Source organism: Viridibacillus sp. d25.2 (assembly GCF_055456015.2).
Window position 1 is genome coordinate 4,060,781 of record NZ_CM196652.1, and the last position, 16,757, is coordinate 4,077,537.

The 16,757-nt window shown below is 38.1% G+C and carries 19 protein-coding genes; all 19 read right to left on the reverse strand.

Going from position 1 to position 16,757, the window contains the following annotated elements:
• Positions 1–118: 118 nt before the first annotated feature.
• Positions 119–394 carry a sporulation transcriptional regulator SpoIIID gene (locus ACZLO7_RS19885; RefSeq protein ID WP_427749387.1) on the reverse strand — a complete coding sequence of 92 codons (276 nt, stop codon included), beginning with the start codon at positions 392–394 and terminating at the stop codon, positions 119–121.
• 111 nt (positions 395–505) lie between these two features.
• The gene (locus ACZLO7_RS19890) at positions 506–1,162 is read right to left on the reverse strand and encodes a peptidoglycan DD-metalloendopeptidase family protein (RefSeq protein ID WP_464938031.1); all 657 of its coding nucleotides are present in this window, start codon (positions 1,160–1,162) and stop codon (positions 506–508) included.
• Between the two features lie 36 nt (positions 1,163–1,198).
• Positions 1,199–2,182, reverse strand: coding sequence for a stage II sporulation protein D (gene spoIID, locus ACZLO7_RS19895; protein WP_464938030.1), 984 nt, complete (start codon positions 2,180–2,182; stop codon positions 1,199–1,201).
• Between the two features lie 89 nt (positions 2,183–2,271).
• On the reverse strand, positions 2,272–3,570 hold the full coding sequence (gene murA / locus ACZLO7_RS19900) for a UDP-N-acetylglucosamine 1-carboxyvinyltransferase (RefSeq protein ID WP_464938071.1): 1,299 nt from the start codon (positions 3,568–3,570) through the stop codon (positions 2,272–2,274).
• A gap of 466 nt (positions 3,571–4,036) precedes the next feature.
• Entirely contained in the window at positions 4,037–4,273 is a 237-nt protein-coding gene (locus ACZLO7_RS19905) for a DUF1146 family protein (RefSeq protein ID WP_464938070.1), read from the reverse strand.
• 81 nt (positions 4,274–4,354) lie between these two features.
• On the reverse strand, positions 4,355–4,759 hold the full coding sequence (locus ACZLO7_RS19910) for a F0F1 ATP synthase subunit epsilon (RefSeq protein ID WP_464938029.1): 405 nt from the start codon (positions 4,757–4,759) through the stop codon (positions 4,355–4,357).
• Between the two features lie 24 nt (positions 4,760–4,783).
• Entirely contained in the window at positions 4,784–6,199 is a 1,416-nt protein-coding gene (gene atpD / locus ACZLO7_RS19915; protein ID WP_427749394.1) for a F0F1 ATP synthase subunit beta, read from the reverse strand.
• A 46-nt stretch (positions 6,200–6,245) separates the two neighbouring features.
• On the reverse strand, positions 6,246–7,103 hold the full coding sequence (gene atpG, locus ACZLO7_RS19920; RefSeq protein ID WP_464938028.1) for an ATP synthase F1 subunit gamma: 858 nt from the start codon (positions 7,101–7,103) through the stop codon (positions 6,246–6,248).
• Positions 7,104–7,156: 53 nt separating this feature from the next.
• Positions 7,157–8,674: a F0F1 ATP synthase subunit alpha gene (gene atpA / locus ACZLO7_RS19925; RefSeq protein WP_427749398.1), complete on the reverse strand. Its 1,518-nt coding sequence runs from the start codon at positions 8,672–8,674 to the stop codon at positions 7,157–7,159.
• A 27-nt stretch (positions 8,675–8,701) separates the two neighbouring features.
• On the reverse strand, positions 8,702–9,238 hold the full coding sequence (locus ACZLO7_RS19930) for a F0F1 ATP synthase subunit delta (RefSeq protein WP_427749400.1): 537 nt from the start codon (positions 9,236–9,238) through the stop codon (positions 8,702–8,704).
• Positions 9,235–9,756 carry a F0F1 ATP synthase subunit B gene (gene atpF, locus ACZLO7_RS19935; RefSeq protein WP_464938027.1) on the reverse strand — a complete coding sequence of 174 codons (522 nt, stop codon included), beginning with the start codon at positions 9,754–9,756 and terminating at the stop codon, positions 9,235–9,237. The genes ACZLO7_RS19930 and atpF overlap by 4 nt, the downstream gene beginning before the upstream one ends.
• A gap of 169 nt (positions 9,757–9,925) precedes the next feature.
• Positions 9,926–10,150 (reverse strand): F0F1 ATP synthase subunit C, encoded by a 225-nt coding sequence (gene atpE / locus ACZLO7_RS19940; RefSeq protein WP_038180035.1) that lies wholly within the window; start codon positions 10,148–10,150, stop codon positions 9,926–9,928.
• Positions 10,151–10,225: 75 nt separating this feature from the next.
• Positions 10,226–10,939: a F0F1 ATP synthase subunit A gene (gene atpB, locus ACZLO7_RS19945; protein ID WP_464938026.1), complete on the reverse strand. Its 714-nt coding sequence runs from the start codon at positions 10,937–10,939 to the stop codon at positions 10,226–10,228.
• A 27-nt stretch (positions 10,940–10,966) separates the two neighbouring features.
• Entirely contained in the window at positions 10,967–11,338 is a 372-nt protein-coding gene (locus ACZLO7_RS19950) for an ATP synthase subunit I (protein ID WP_464938025.1), read from the reverse strand.
• A gap of 524 nt (positions 11,339–11,862) precedes the next feature.
• A complete protein-coding gene (gene wecB / locus ACZLO7_RS19955) occupies positions 11,863–12,978 on the reverse strand; it encodes a non-hydrolyzing UDP-N-acetylglucosamine 2-epimerase (RefSeq protein WP_464938024.1) in 1,116 nt (371 codons plus the stop codon).
• 21 nt (positions 12,979–12,999) lie between these two features.
• Entirely contained in the window at positions 13,000–13,629 is a 630-nt protein-coding gene (gene upp / locus ACZLO7_RS19960; RefSeq protein ID WP_464938023.1) for a uracil phosphoribosyltransferase, read from the reverse strand.
• A gap of 548 nt (positions 13,630–14,177) precedes the next feature.
• On the reverse strand, positions 14,178–15,413 hold the full coding sequence (gene glyA, locus ACZLO7_RS19965; RefSeq protein ID WP_427749411.1) for a serine hydroxymethyltransferase: 1,236 nt from the start codon (positions 15,411–15,413) through the stop codon (positions 14,178–14,180).
• Positions 15,414–15,433: 20 nt separating this feature from the next.
• Positions 15,434–15,982 (reverse strand): TIGR01440 family protein, encoded by a 549-nt coding sequence (locus tag ACZLO7_RS19970; protein ID WP_464938022.1) that lies wholly within the window; start codon positions 15,980–15,982, stop codon positions 15,434–15,436.
• Between the two features lie 14 nt (positions 15,983–15,996).
• Positions 15,997–16,437, reverse strand: coding sequence for a ribose 5-phosphate isomerase B (rpiB, locus tag ACZLO7_RS19975; protein ID WP_464938021.1), 441 nt, complete (start codon positions 16,435–16,437; stop codon positions 15,997–15,999).
• Positions 16,438–16,757 lie beyond the last annotated feature (320 nt).

Below are 16,757 nucleotides of genomic sequence, written 5' to 3' on the forward strand. Positions count from 1 at the left end.
AGGGGGAAATTACATCCCATATTTTAGAGAGATGGCTTGTTAACAGTTTGCTTTCAATGTAGGTCTGGTCCGTGTTTTCGTTTTCTTAATAACATAAAAAGACATCGAAGCATATTGCTTACTTCGATGTCTTTTCCATAGTTGATTGTCGGGCTAACCATTTTTTCCTCGTAGCCTCTCCACCTCGTATGTGACGCACCGATTTATGGTACGCCAGAATTTCACTAACTTCCTTGGCCAACTCTTCGTTTACTTCATTGAGACGTTCTGTTAAGTCTTTATGAATAGTGCTTTTTGAATAGCCAGTAATTTGTGCCATCGCTCTTACGGTTTGCCTCGTTTCTTTCAACATAAACCCAAGTTTCAAACAGCGGTTGCGAATATGTTCGTGCACATTCTCTTCCTCTCCACAATGTTCGAACGTTTCTTCAACTTATGTTTGCTTGGGACTTTTAAGAACTAAGCATTCCTAATTTCGTTGATAAATGACAATATTCAGCTAAACTTAAAAGGCTAAGAGTTTTTTAGGGTTAATATTAACCCCTTCTTGCATAACTTCGAAGTATAAGTGATTTCCAGCTGTTGGATTCCACTCGTTTTCTATTGTTTTACCAAGTACTTGTCCTTGTGAAACTTTGTCGCCCTTTTTGACTTTAATATCGCCTACAGAGCTATATTTCGTTGTTGTACCGTTAGGATGTACAATAACGATTTCGTTACCGATGAATGGATCCACCTTTACTTCCTCAACATTACCGCTCATCACTGACAACACTTCAAATGGTTTCCCATCTACAGAAAGTGAGATACCGTTACTCGTTGTGAACGTTTGATTGAACACAAGCAATGCGCCTTCTCTCTCTTTTTCATCTGCTTCGACATCGTAAAATTCTTGTACGATTGCTACTTCATCTAAAAGATCTTGTTGGAATGGATATTTCATAGACTCTGCCTTAGCATTTGTTTCAACTGATGCACCTGTCTCGCCTTTACTTGCTAAATTCGTAGCGTTGTTAGTGTCTGGGTTTGTATAAGCACTATATCCCCAAACAAGTCCTACTAACAGGATTGAAAAGCTTGCATAAATAGTAGGCCAAAACCAACGCTTTGTTGCGACACTACCTTTTTTCGGAGAAGGGTTTGGTGTTTTTTCTTCCCTCATTGTCATCACCTCAACGTCATTGTGGTCAATAACGCTTCAGTTTAAACATATGTTTTCATTATTTTTTATTGAAGTGATAGAAGCTTTATTATAAAAGTGCTTTAAAATGTCTTTCGCTTGTACCCCCTGCCTCGCTAAAGCCTCTGCTCCGTATTGGCTCATACCTACCCCGTGGCCATACCCTACTGTTGTGACAGAGATTTTATTTTGCACTGGTTTCCAATTAATTGTGAAGTCCGTAGAAGGGATTTTAAGCTTTTCTCGGATCTCTCGGCCTGTCCAACTGTAACTTTCCATCTGCATCGTTTGAACACGGTTAGAGCCGTTTCTCGTTAGTTTAATAGCATTTAGTTGTTCAGTTGACCATTGAAAATTAAATGCAGCATTCCACTGTGTTATTGAGAAATCTGTGTTTTGAATGTAATTTGGAGACAATTCTTTTTCTCCTTTTACAGTAACTGTTTGTAAATAAGGGATGTCTTGTCCACTGTATTCTTCTGCACTTTCTGTTTTACCATTACTTGTTGAAAAGAACATAGCCGTGATTAATTCATCATTATAAGTGAGAATCTTACCTGCTGTAGTGGCTACAGCTTGTTGGATCTTTTTCTCGTTGTTTTTGAAATTCGCTCCCCATTTTTGCTTTCTTTGTTGTTCAGAGTGAAAGACTTGATGTGAAACGCTTGGTTCTACCGTTTTCTGGCCATTCTCCGTGACTTTAAGGACAAATGTACGTGAAGCTATAGCTTGTGCTTCAAGCGCCTCTAGATGGAAGCTAGAGGGCAATTCCGCTGCTACAACTCCAACGATATATTGTTCGAGCGGTAGGGGGTCTTTTATTCCTTCCACAGTAATGAAAATTTCACATGGCGGCTCAGTTTCTTGATGTTTTTTCTGAGTCTGTTGTGTAGTAGTTACGTTTGTGAAATTTTTAGGATAAAAATGCATACTAACAATCGGTAGCACAAACATAAATATGACGATAAAGAGGCTGATGGGTATTAGTAAGATTTTTTTCATATGCCATTCTATGCTGGGGCATACATCGTTATACGAAAAAAAACGTTCAAGAGCAATTAAGCTCTCAAACGTTTTAGTATTATGCTAGATTAATTTGTTTGAAATTCTACAGATGCTTTTTCAATTGTCGATACTCTTTCAATATCAGCGCCTAAAGCAGCTAACTTTGTATGGAAATTAACATATCCACGATCTAAGTGACGCAATTCAGAAACGCGAGTAATTCCTTCTGCTACTAATCCTGCAAGAATGAGTGCTGCTGCTGCTCGTAAATCTGTTGCTGCAACCTCTGCACCTTGTAATTCACATGGACCATCAATAATAACAGAACGACCATCAATTTTCGCCGAAGCATTCATACGTCGGAATTCTTCAACGTGCATAAAGCGATTTTCAAATACTGTTTCAGTAATAACACCCGTACCAGTTGCTTTCAACATTAGTGCCATCAATTGTGATTGCATATCTGTTGGGAAACCTGGATGAGGCATTGTTTTAATATCCACAGCTTTTAGAGGTCCGTTTGCACGAATACGTAGGCCTTCGCCTTCTTCTGTAATTTCAACACCCATTTCGCGCATTTTCGCGACTAGTGCTGTCATATGTTCAGCAATGGCATTTTCAATTAGTACATCTCCACCTGTAATCGCTGCTGCTACCATAAATGTACCAGCTTCAATACGATCAGGAATAATATAATGAGTTGTACCATATAGTTCATTAACGCCCTCTACACGGATTGTGTCAGTACCAGCGCCAACAACTTTACCACCCATCTCATTAATAAAGTTAGCTAAATCAACAATTTCTGGTTCTTTTGCAGCATTTTCGATGATTGTTGTACCTTCTGCTAAAGCTGCAGCAGTTAAGATATTCTCAGTAGCACCTACGCTTGGGAAGTCTAAATAAATTTTAGCTCCGTGTAATCGTCCTTCAGTTGTTGCTTCAACATAGCCGTGTCCCATTGAGATCTTCGCACCCATAAGTTCAAAACCTTTTAGATGTTGATCAATTGGACGTGACCCGATTGCACAACCACCTGGCATCGCTACACGCGCTATGCCATTACGAGCCAATAGAGGTCCCATTACTAAAATTGAGGCTCTCATTTTACGTACATATTCAAATTGTGCTTCAGATGATAGTTGTTTAGATGCATCAATTTCTACTGTATTTGTTTCAGGTGAAAATGATAGTTCTACATTTAAACTTTTTAATACTTCATCGATTGTATACACATCGGCCAAATTTGGCACATTTTTAATAATATTTTTTCCTTTTGAGGCAAGCAATGTAGCCGCCAATATCGGTAATACAGCATTTTTTGCCCCTTCAACTCGAACGTTACCAGTTAAGGTATTACCGCCTTTAACAATGATTTTCTCCACCATTTGTCCCTCCGAACCCATGTATCCATTTATTATATATTTCAGTCGATAAATTTCTATTGTATGATGTCAATTATAGTAAACAAAGCATTTAACATGTTACCTTTTTTTTTGCCTTATGGCAAGTATCCAACAAACTATTTAATTAAGTGATAACAATTAACTATAGACATTATACTTTACGCAAAGTTTGCGCAAATGGTGTCTGATTTTAGAAAACTGGACGCCCATTTTATATACCTAATTACTATCTAAATAAAACAAATTTCCACAAAATATTTCCTGGGTAATGATTATTCTATATGGAAAAATAATAATATAATCTCTCAGATTCAACCATAACAAATAACGAGCAATAATGAAAGCGTTCCCTCTGTAAGAGGGCAAAAATTTTAGCTTATCTTGTCTAAAAGAGCAATAAACTAAAAAAAATTATATTATAATTGGTTTTTACATATAAAACAAGTTACTCAAAAAGATATGGAAGCTGGCTTGACCATCCTGAAAATGTTAAGAAGAAATTTGAAACAGATGATCCAATTGCAATACTTAATAAAATAAAGAGCAATTGTATTTGAAAAACGTGATTCTTTTTAAACACTTTTTCAAACATAATAGCTTGTAAAGCATAAAATGAGATACCTATAAAAAATATATGTGAAATAATACTGATTAGTGCATTTTGACCAATTGTTGCTGTTATATCCACATTTCTCAACTCCTTTTAAACAAATCTTAAAAAAGCGGGCAGAAAAATTCTGCCCGCAATTCTAATTTATAAAGCTTAGATGTTACCCTCTTTAACGTTGATACGGTTCATAGCACGTTTAATTGAAAGTTCAGCGCGCTTGAAATCAATGTCATCTTGTTTACTTTGTAGTCGCTGTTCAGCACGGTTTAACGCTTCTTTTGCACGAGCAAGATCAATTGAACTTGCTGTTTCGGCTGAAGGAGATAAAATCGTTACTTTATCAGGACGAATTTCAACAAAACCGCCGCTAACTGCTACTAATTCAGTATGCTTGTCTGAAACCAGACGAACAGAACCTACTACTAGTGGCGCAACTGTAGGGATGTGACCAGGTAAAATACCCATCTCACCCGTTACAGTCTTAGCAATCACCATGTTGACTTCTGAATCGTATACTGGGCCGTCGGGAGTGACAATGTTGACTGTTATGGTCTTCATATTTTTTCCTCCTCGTCCCTAGTATTAAAGTTCAATACCCATACTTTTCGCTTTTTCGATAACTTCTTCAATACGACCAACTAGACGGAATGCATCTTCTGGTAATTTGTCATATTTACCTTCAAGAATTTCACGGAAACCTTTAACAGTTTCTTTAACAGGTACATAAGAACCTTTTTGACCAGTGAATTGTTCCGCTACGTGGAAGTTTTGAGATAAGAAGAATTGAATACGACGAGCGCGGTCAACTGTTAATTTATCTTCATCAGATAATTCATCCATACCTAGGATAGCGATGATATCTTGTAATTCGTTGTAGCGTTGTAAAGTTTGTTGAACTTGACGAGCAACTTCATAATGTTCAACACCAACGATATCTGGTGATAAAGCACGAGAAGTTGAAGCCAATGGATCAACCGCTGGGTAGATACCCATTTCAGAAAGTTTACGCTCAAGGTTAGTAGTTGCATCTAAGTGGGCGAAAGTTGTAGCCGGAGCCGGGTCAGTATAGTCATCGGCTGGTACATAAATTGCTTGGATAGAAGTTACAGAACCCTTGTTTGTTGACGTAATACGTTCTTGTAAACGACCCATTTCAGTAGCAAGAGTTGGTTGGTAACCTACGGCAGAAGGCATACGACCTAATAGCGCAGAAACCTCAGAACCTGCTTGAGTGAAACGGAAAATGTTATCGATGAATAAAAGTACGTCTTGACCTTGTTCATCACGGAAGTATTCAGCCATAGTAAGACCAGATAAAGCTACACGCATACGTGCGCCTGGTGGCTCGTTCATTTGACCGAATACCATTGCTGTTTTCTTAATAACGCCTGAGTCGCTCATTTCGAAGAATAAATCGTTACCCTCACGAGTACGTTCACCTACACCTGCGAATACGGAGATACCACCGTGTCCTTGAGCGATGTTGTTAATAAGTTCTTGGATTAATACAGTTTTACCTACACCGGCACCACCGAATAGACCGATTTTACCACCTTTAATATATGGTGCTAATAAGTCTACTACTTTGATTCCTGTTTCAAGGATTTCAACTTGTGTTGAAAGGTTTTCGAATGTAGGTGCTTCGCGGTGAATTGGGTCACGGCGTTCAGTTGTTGGAATTTCTTCCGCTAAATCGATTGTTTCACCAAGTACGTTGAATACACGTCCAAGAGTGATGTCACCAACTGGAACTGAGATTGGAGCACCAAGGTCTGTTACTACTGCGCCACGTTGTAAGCCATCAGAAGATGACATAGCAATCGTGCGGACAGCATTGTCTCCCAGGTGAAGTGCTACTTCAAGAGTAAGTGTTTGAGGCTCTTCACCAGGGCGTTTAATTTCTACAGTAAGCGCGTTGTAAATTTCTGGTAATGTTGAGTTGTCGAATTGAACGTCAACAACGGCACCCATTACTTGAAGAACGTGTCCTGTGTTCATACTTTTCCCCTCCTATCGTACTTGCATTACAGAAGCTGGAGAGCGCCTATTCTAAGGCTGCAGCTCCACCAACGATTTCTGTAATTTCTTGTGTAATAGCCGCTTGACGTGCACGGTTATATACAAGTGTTAATGAACTAATAAGTTCGTTTGCATTATCGGTTGCACTCTTCATTGCTGTCATACGTGAAGCATGTTCACTAGCTTTACCGTCGAGCAACGCACCATAAATTAAGCTCTCTGCGTATTGTGGTAACAATACTTCAAGAATTGCTTCACCAGATGGATCGAATTCATATGATGCAGTTGTGCTTGATGTTGCGATGTCTGTAATTGGCAGTACCTTTTTCTCAGTTGGTTCATGTTGAATGGCACTGACAAAGTGGCTGTAGTACATATAAAGTTCATCATATGTACCATCAGTGAACATACCAACAGCCTTACGAGCGATTTGTTTAATGTCAGCAAATGCAGGTTGATCAGGTAGACCAACTTCTTCATCTACTACGTTATATCCACGTTTCGCAAAGAATTCACTTGCCATACGGCCGATAGCGATAACAACAAACTCATCATTAGAGTTGTGTCGTTCATCCATAGCGTTTTTAGCAGTACGGATTACATTACTGTTATAACCACCTGCAAGACCACGGTCAGAAGTAATGACTAAATAAGCCGTTTTCTTAACTGGACGAGATACTAACATCGGGTGTGACCCATCTTGAGTACCTGCTGCAATTGCAGCTACAACATCCTGAATTTTCTCCATATATGGAACGTAAGCTTTAGCGTTTGCTTCAGCACGTGTCATTTTAGAAGAAGAAACCATCTGCATCGCTTTCGTGATTTGACTAGTGCTTTTAGTCGATGTGATACGTTTTTTTATGTCGCGTAATGATGCCACTGGTATTTCACCACCTTACCGTTTTTTTTATATTGACGTAAAACTATCAGATCTTATTCTGATTTAGCAAAAGTTTTTTTGAAAGCATTTAAAGTTTCTGCCATGTCTTCATCAGATGGAAGTCCTTGAGTAGTACGGATATGATTTAAAACGTTTTTGTGGCTTTCGTCATTTGCATCTAACCAAGCGTATAATTCGTTTTCGAAACGAACGATATCTTGTACAGGAATATCATCTAAGAATCCTTTAGTTAGTGCATATAGAATTGTAACTTGTTTTTCAACTTTAATTGGTTTGTGAAGATCTTGTTTTAGAACTTCTACAGTACGTTTACCGCGTTCTAATTTAGCTGCAGTAGCTTTATCAAGATCAGAACCAAATTGAGCAAATGATTCAAGTTCACGGAATGCAGCTAAGTCAAGACGTAGTGTACCCGCAACTTTTTTCATTGCTTTAATTTGAGCAGAACCACCAACACGTGATACAGAAAGACCTGCGTTGATCGCTGGACGTACACCTGAGTGGAATAGATCAGATTGTAAGAAAATTTGTCCATCCGTAATAGAAATTACGTTTGTTGGAATGTAAGCTGAGATATCTCCAGCTTGTGTTTCAACGAATGGAAGTGCTGTGATTGAACCACAGTCATATTTTTCGTTCAACTTAGCAGCACGTTCTAATAAGCGGCTGTGTAAGTAGAATACATCCCCTGGGTAAGCTTCACGACCTGGAGGACGACGAAGAAGTAATGAAAGTTCACGGTAAGCAGATGCTTGTTTAGATAAATCATCATATACGATTAATACATGTTTACCTTGTAACATGAACTCTTCTGCCATTGAGATACCAGCATAAGGAGCTAGGTATAATAATGGTGATGGTTGTGATGCAGATGCAGTTACAACGATTGAGTAATCTAGAGCACCATGTTGACGAAGTGTTTCAACTACGCCACGTACAGTAGATTCTTTTTGACCGATAGCAACATAGATACAAATCATATCTTGGTCTGCTTGGTTTAAAATTGTATCGATTGCAACAGAAGTTTTACCAGTTTGACGGTCACCGATGATTAACTCACGTTGACCACGACCGATTGGAACTAATGCGTCAATCGCTTTAATACCTGTTTGTAATGGTTCGTGTACTGATTTACGATCCATTACTCCGAAAGCAGGGCTTTCGATTGGACGAGATTTTGTAGTGTTGATTGGTCCTAAACCATCAACAGGAAGACCTAGTGAATTGACAACACGACCGATCAATTCTTCACCAACTGGTACTTCCATAATACGGCCAGTACGACGCACTTCATCGCCTTCATTGATGCCTTTAGTTGGTCCAAGGATAACGATACCTACGTTGTTCGCTTCCAAGTTTTGTGCCATACCAAGTACACCAGTAGAGAACTCAAGCAATTCTCCAGCCATGACGTTGTCGAGGCCATGAGCACGAGCGATACCGTCACCAACTGTGATAACTGTACCTACCTCGCTAACTTCCATTGCAGATTGGTAATTCTCCATCTGCTGCTTAATAAGTCCACTGATTTCTTCAGCTTTGATGCCCATGTTTCTCACCTCTCAAATTCTTTATAATTAACCGATTAACGTACGTTTTAAGCCAGCTAGTTTGTGTGCAATACTACTGTCAAAAATTTGGTTACCGATTTGAAGTCGAGCTCCACCAATCAATAGTGGATCAATCTCGTTTGTAATATTAAGTGCATTTTTACCCACTTTACGAGCAAATGCTGTAGAAATGCGTTGAATTTCATCTTCTGTAAGCGGTTGAGTTGTATATACGATTGCATCTGCTACGCCTTGCGTGTCATTAGCAAAACGGATAAACTCTTCAATCACACTTACTACTTCATGAATGCGCTTTTTATCAATTAAGACTTTAATTGCATTCACAATAATTGGTTGAACAGAAGCAAATACTTTAGAAACAAGTTCTTTCTTTTCTTTGTCTTCTAACTTTGGAGAATCTAAAAGTTGAAATAACTCAGAGTTCTCTTCGAAAACAACTTTCACTTCACGTAAGTCTGCACTTACTTCAGTTAGTAATTGTTTTTCTTGTGCCAATTGAAACAATGCTTTGGCATAGCGACTCGCTGCAGTCGATTGACTCATAGAGTTTCCCCTGCCTTCGCAATCGTTTCTTCAATTAGAGCACGATTCTCTTCTTCTGAGACTTGTTTTTCAAGAACTTTAGATGCAGCAAGTATAGATAGTGAAACCACTTCTCCACGAACAGCCGCAATAGCTTTCTCTTTTTCAGTCTCGATATCACGCACAGCTGATTCTTTCAAACGCAATGCTTCAGCGCGAGCAGCAGAAATAATTTCTTCTTTTTGCAAGTCGCCTTGTTTCTTCGCGTTTTCAACAATCGTTTGTGCTTCTACACGCGCTTCCTTAAGAAGGCTGCGTTGATCTTCTAAAAGTTGTTGTGATTCTTGACGGCTCTTTTCAGCTGACTCGATCTCACTAGCAACTAATTCTTCACGTTGTTGCATAATTCCCATCAATGGACCCCATGCCACTTTTTTCAAAGCGAACATTAGGATAATGAAAACCGCTAACGTTACAAGGATATCTCCACCATTAATAAATTCAGAAGAGTTTCCTAGTACTAGATAGTCTAAAAACACGATTGTTTCACTCCCTTCAAGAGCTTAGAGTTCAAATCTTATATGATTGAATCTTAGTAAGATGTATTGTCTAAAGGAATATTATGCCTTAAAGACATAAAGGAATGGCGAAGTTTTCCTTTATCGAAAAGTCTCTTCGCCATTTTTTTTATAAAACAATTAAAGACGATTATTTGTTCATTACGATGAAAGCTACTACTACAGCGATGATCGGAAGGGCCTCAACTAATGCAACCCCGATGAACATTGTTGTTTGAAGAACGCCACGTGCTTCTGGTTGGCGAGCGATACCTTCTACTGTTTTTGAAACGATCATACCATTACCAATACCTGCACCAAGTGCACCTAAACCGATTGCGATTGCTGCTGCTAATAAACCAACTGAACCTACCATTGAATTTTTTCCTCCTTGGAAATATAAAGTTTTTTGTGTGTCAGCTACTTAATTTATTAAATTAAGCATTTATACTTAATGGTCTTCACTCACTTTGTGATTCATGTAAACCATTGTTAACATAACGAAAATAAATGATTGGATTGCACCGATAAAGATCGAGAAACCTTGCCAAATCATTGTTGGAACTACCGCTGCGAAGAAACCAAATCCTCCCCAAAGCGTTCCCATACCTGCAAGTAATCCTAAAAGAATCTCACCTGCATAGATGTTACCGTAAAGACGTAGACCAAGAGTTAACGTATTTGCGAACTCCTCAATAATTTTCAAAGGGAATAAGAAGGCCATCGGTTGAGCGAAACTTCCAAGATACCCTTTGAATCCTTTCGCCTTAACACCGTAGTAGTTAGATAAAACAATTATCATAACAGCTAGTGTCATAGTAACGATTGGATCTGCTGTTGGTGATTTCCACCATAATTCGCCATAAATTACGACTGAGAATGGAAGACCAAGCATATTCGCAACGAAGATGAACATGATCAGCGTGATTCCAAGTATATGGAACTTACCACCTGTTTTCCAGTCCATGTTGCTGCCAATAATATTCTTTACGAAGTCCATAATCCACTCCATAAAGTTTTGCATGCCTGTTGGTTTTAATTTTAAGTTTCGTGTCGATATAAAAGCTATTAAGAAAACTATTAACGCCGCTACGACTAACATTAAAACATTACTTGGGTTAAAACTTAGTCCCCACAATTCTAACTGTGGATTTTCATGTTGCACTTTGCATTCACCTCTCTTTCAATGCGCTTATTGGTATTTTACATGAAATACGATCCTGTCTACTAAAAGCAGAACGTATGGAATCATTAGCCCAATGACCGTGCTAATTAAATGAAAATACTTTGGCAACATGGTAGCAACCGCTACTGCAGCAATACCTGATGCAAAGCGAAAAGCTGAACCTAGTGATGCCACTTTCTTTCCTTCGCTAATAGAGCGATCAAAACGTTCCATTCTTCGGACTAGAATCCAAAAGTTATAGTGACCAAAAAGCGCACCTAATGCGAGACCAGCAAACACTGTTTCATATGGTGTAAAAGCCCATCCTAACGCACAAAATGCGAGCAAAAAAAATAGCATTCTTTTCTGCTTAGCAAAAATCTGATGCAATTCTAGCATTGGTCTTTGATCTCCTGAATCTTATTTTCGAATGACGGAAGTAATAGCTGACCACCGGTTGGATACCGGATAAGTAGTTACTAAAACTACTAGCGGGGGCGGAAGCCGTAATCTACTCTTATAAAGAGATGAATCGGAATCCATATTTAATGTGAGAGAAAAGCTTATAATGGAGAACCACCGCATATAAGGACATCTAGAACGATGCACAATATCGTATAAATTTACAAATTATGTCCAAACTGTAATTCTAGTAGAAACTTGATAATTCAAGTATTGCAGAATGTTTACAGTTAAGGAACCCTTATCATTATTACCCTTAGTTAGCATACAATAGTGAATATTTCATGTCAATTGGTTAGAGTGAAAAACTTCACAAAGGTCTAAACCTTGTCAAATTGTCGACAAATTTGCAACAATATTGACATATAAAATTTCCATCTTTTAAAAGACAGAAATAGAACTACCTTACAAAATGCAATCTACATAATATAAGGTAGTTTTCATTCAATAGATTATTGAACTCACTGTTCCAAATAAGCCAGTAAAGCTTCGACAATTCTTTTTGAAGCAAATCCGTCACCGTATGGATTTGAAGCTTGTGCCATAGCATTATACGCAGTTTCTTCTATTAAAAGTTCTTTTGCTAAACGATAAATAGTTTCTTCTTCCGTACCTGCTAATTTTAATGTACCTGCCTCTATTCCTTCGGGACGTTCTGTTGTATTACGAAGAACAAGCACCGGCTTCCCTAGTGATGGTGCTTCCTCTTGTACCCCACCTGAATCTGTTAAAATCATATATGATTTCGCAGCAAAGTTGTGAAAATCAAAAACCTCAAGTGGTTCGATTAAGTGAACTTTCGCTTCGTCTCCAAGTATTTCATTGGCGATTTCACGTACTGCTGGGTTCATATGAACAGGATAAACAACTTGTATATCATTATGCTCTGCTAACAACCTTTTTATAGCTTTAAACATATGGCGCATTGGTTCGCCTAGATTTTCTCTGCGATGTGCAGTTAATAAAATCATACGATCTTGTCCAATTTGTTCGAGCACTGGATGACTGTAGGATATGTTAACAGTTGTTTTTAATGCATCAATTGCAGTATTACCTGTAACTATAATAGTACTATTTACTTTATTTTCTTTTAATAGGTTTTGTTTAGACTGCTCCGTCGGCGCAAAATGAATATCTGCCATAATACCTGTAAGTTGACGATTCATCTCTTCTGGATATGGGGAGTATTTGTCACCGGTTCGGAGTCCAGCTTCAACGTGACCTATTGCAATTTGGTTATAAAAGGCTGCTAGGCTTGCGATAAATGTTGTGGTCGTATCCCCATGAACTAACACGATGTCCGGTTTAGCCTGTTTCATTACTTGGTCTAAACCTTCTAGCCCTCTAGTTGTGACATCAACAAGTGTTTGGCGATCCTTCATGATGTTCAAATCATAATGTGGCGTAATTTTGAATGTATCCAGCACTTGGTCGAGCATTTGTCGATGTTGGGCTGTCACTGTTACAATTGTTTCGATTTGATCTGAATGCTTTTGTAATTCTAAAACGAGGGGAGCCATTTTAATTGCCTCCGGTCTTGTTCCAAAAATAGTCATCACTTTCCATTTTTTACGCAATGACCTTGCACCACCTTCACATTATTTTGTACCGAACAAACGGTCTCCAGCATCACCTAAACCAGGAATAATATATCCATGGTCGTTTAATTTTTCGTCAAGTGCTGCGATATAAATATCGATTTCTGGATGTTCATCATGAATCGCTTGTACACCTTCTGGAGCTGCGATTAAGCACATGAATTTAATGCTTTTAGCGCCACGCTTTTTCAAAGAGTTAATCGCTTCAATTGCAGAACCACCAGTCGCTAACATTGGATCAACGATGATGAAATCACGCTCTTCTACATCAGCAGGTAGTTTCGCGTAATACTCGACTGGTTTTAATGTTTGTGGATCACGATATAATCCGATATGACCTACTTTTGCTGCAGGGATTAGTTTTAATACTCCATCTACCATACCGATACCCGCACGGAGAATTGGAACAATAGCCATTTTTTTACCTGATAGTACTTTTGTTTTAGCTGTTGTTACTGGTGTATCAATTTCAATTTCTTCTAACGGTAAATCACGAGTGATTTCAAATGCCATAAGTGTTGCTACTTCATCGACAAGCTCGCGGAATTCTTTCGTTCCTGTATCTTTGTCGCGAATGTATGTTAGCTTATGTTGAATTAATGGATGGTCAAATACGTATACTTTACCCAATATATCCCTCTCCCTACTTTTATTTATCTTGACTATTATAACAGAAAAACACATTTTTAATATGTGTACTCTGCGTTTTTTTCATTTGTTACATTTTGTCGAATAATTCATTAACATGTTCTAGTATTAACTACTTATTAAAATAGTAACCTTGTCCAATTGCACAACCTAAATTCTTTAAAATCTCTAGTTGTTTGGAAATTCCAATTCCTTCGCAACTGGTATTTAGAGGAGGTTATCAGCCAATTAAATAAAAGTAAGGACAATCGTAAAGATACTAGATACATAAATATTGCGAGTACAGCTTCGATCTATTTTATTCTTGTAAAGAGTAAACACTTTAAGTAATGATTGCTGAAAAGTTATTTTTAAAATCATCAAAGAATATATCAAGACCAGATGATTCGCTCAATAATAATTGCTATTCTATTTTAAATCTTTTCAAATTATATAAAGTAATTTCTGTTGTTTTTACAATTAAACATTAAAAAAACTACTTTTGAATGAACAAAAGTAGCTTTGATTATTGTTTTTATTAGTCTATTAGATTATGCGTAAAGTGGGTGTTTAGTAGTTAATGCAGCTACGCGTTTTTGTGCTTCTGCTTTAATCGCTACATCCTCTGGGTTTTTAAGAACAGATGCAATGATTGAAGCAACTTCTTTCATATCATCTTCTTTGAAGCCACGAGAAGTAACTGCTGCTGTACCTACACGAACGCCTGAAGTTACGAATGGGCTTTCAGTTTCGTAAGGAATTGTGTTTTTATTTGCTGTAATTTGTACGTCATCAAGTAATGCTTCTGCAACCTTACCAGTTAACCCCATAGAACGAACATCTAATAATAGAAGGTGGTTATCTGTTCCACCTGATACTAATTTAATGCCTTCAGCTTGAAGTGCTTCACCGAACACTTTTGCGTTTTTCACAACTTGTCCAATGTATTCTTTGAATTCTGGTTGTTGTGCTTCACCGAATGCTACCGCTTTACCGGCGATTACGTGCATTAATGGACCACCTTGGATTCCAGGGAATATCGATTTATCGATTTTTTTGCCAAATTCTTCTTTACAAAGAATAAGTCCACCACGAGGCCCACGTAAAGTTTTATGTGTTGTAGACGTTACGAAATCAGCATATGGTACTGGGTTCTGGTGTTCCCCAGCAGCAACTAAACCTGCGATATGCGCCATGTCTACCATGAAGTATGCACCTACTTCGTCAGCGATTTCACGGAATTTTGCAAAGTCGATTTGACGAGGGTATGCAGATGCACCTGCAACGATTAATTTTGGTTTATGTTCAAGAGCCTTTTGACGAACGTCTTCATAGTCGATTACATTTGTATCTTCCGTTACACCGTACTCTACGAAATTGTATTGTACGCCTGAGAAGTTTACAGGGCTACCATGAGTTAAGTGACCACCGTGTGATAAGTTCATACCTAATACAGTGTCGCCTTGCTCAAGGATTGTGAAGTATACAGCCATGTTAGCTTGAGCACCTGAGTGTGGTTGTACGTTAGCATATTCTGCGCCGAAAATTTCTTTTAGACGATCACGAGCGATGTTTTCTACAACATCCACATGCTCACAACCACCGTAATAGCGTTTACCTGGATAGCCTTCAGCGTATTTGTTTGTTAATACTGAACCTTGTGCTTCCATTACTGCTTCTGAAACAATATTTTCTGATGCAATCAATTCGATGTTGGCTTGTTGACGTGCCTTTTCTGCTTCCATTGCTTCAAATACCGCTGTGTCTAGTGCTGCAAGTTTTATCATTATACTTTTCCCCCTATAATCTAATTCATTTTGTAAACTGCTCTTTCGCCACCAATTAATTTGGGACGTGTTATCGCAACTGTCACAACTGCCTCACCTATATGGGATACGGAAGTGCGAACAGGAACTGCCACTCTTTTTAAATGCATGCCAATTAATGTTTGGCCGATATCTATACCCGCATGTGCTTGTATCTCTTCCACAACAACCGGATCTGTAAGCTGACTATATACGTAAGTTGACATAGATCCACCTGCCGTTTGGACAGGAGTAACTGAAACCGGCTCAAGTCGGTAGTCTTCTCCAACTTTACGTTCTAAAGTTAAAGCACGGTTGAGATGCTCACAACCTTGAAACACTAAAGATAGTCCGTGATTTTCAGCAAATGCATGTAATGGTTTATACAGTGCTTCAGCAATTTCTAAACCACCGGCTGTACCAATTTTTTGTCCTTTGACTTCTGATGTTGAACAACCAACAACAAAGAGTTGCCCCTTACGGAATGTTGCTTGTTGCTCTAAATCAGTAAGAAGCTGTTGTAGTTGATCTGTTATTTGTTGTAAGTTCATAATTTATAACCTTCTTAATCGTTTTCAATCTCAGCAACTTTTTCAACGCGACGTTCGTGACGTCCGCCTTCAAAGTCTGTAGATATCCAAGTTTGCACTATTTCAAGTGCAAGTCCTGGGCCAATTACACGTTCTCCCATTGCTAACACATTTGAATTGTTATGGCATCTAGTTGCTTTTGCACTGAATAAATCATGAACTAATGCACAACGAATACCCTTCACTTTGTTAGCTGCGATAGACATACCTATGCCTGTTCCACATATTAAAATACCTCGATCATACTTTCCACTTGCTACACCTTCAGCAACTGGTAGTGCATAGTCAGGATAATCAACTGAATCAGAAGATTGTGGTCCAAAATCGTCGTAGTTTATGCCTAGCTCTTCTAGCAGTGTCATAATCTCTTTTCGTAAATTGTTGCCACCATGGTCTGATGAAATCGCAATTTTCAATGGGTTCCCTCTTTTCGATAATTTTATTCAACAATAGTTTACCACTTCTAGCTTTAGAAAGACATATTTTTCACAGTATTTAAATAAAAGAATTTAATAGAAATACGAATATTATTCCTTTTCAAAGTGCTTTACAAAGTATTTATCGACTAATTAACGAATATAAAACAGTATAATCATGATTCAAATTCGGATTTTAATGATTTCCTCTTTGTTATTCCTTTCGTTCTACAAAATCTGCAAGTTAGAGCTAGTTACTTTTGAGCTTTAAGATAGTAAGTGTTATTGCAAACTAAAATATACATCTTTCAATAATTAAA

Coding starts and splice junctions, on each gene's coding strand:
- atpE (WP_038180035.1), bottom strand. CDS start 10,150: ATGGTAGGTTCAGTTGGTTTATTAGCAGCAGCAATCGCAATCGGTTTA.
- glyA (WP_427749411.1), bottom strand. CDS start 15,413: ATGATAAAACTTGCAGCACTAGACACAGCGGTATTTGAAGCAATGGAA.
- spoIID (WP_464938030.1), bottom strand. CDS start 2,182: ATGAAAAAAATCTTACTAATACCCATCAGCCTCTTTATCGTCATATTT.
- ACZLO7_RS19970 (WP_464938022.1), bottom strand. CDS start 15,982: ATGAACTTACAACAAATAACAGATCAACTACAACAGCTTCTTACTGAT.
- ACZLO7_RS19910 (WP_464938029.1), bottom strand. CDS start 4,759: ATGAAGACCATAACAGTCAACATTGTCACTCCCGACGGCCCAGTATAC.
- ACZLO7_RS19890 (WP_464938031.1), bottom strand. CDS start 1,162: ATGAGGGAAGAAAAAACACCAAACCCTTCTCCGAAAAAAGGTAGTGTC.
- ACZLO7_RS19930 (WP_427749400.1), bottom strand. CDS start 9,238: ATGAGTCAATCGACTGCAGCGAGTCGCTATGCCAAAGCATTGTTTCAA.
- atpD (WP_427749394.1), bottom strand. CDS start 6,199: ATGAACACAGGACACGTTCTTCAAGTAATGGGTGCCGTTGTTGACGTT.
- atpA (WP_427749398.1), bottom strand. CDS start 8,674: ATGGGCATCAAAGCTGAAGAAATCAGTGGACTTATTAAGCAGCAGATG.
- ACZLO7_RS19950 (WP_464938025.1), bottom strand. CDS start 11,338: ATGCTAGAATTGCATCAGATTTTTGCTAAGCAGAAAAGAATGCTATTT.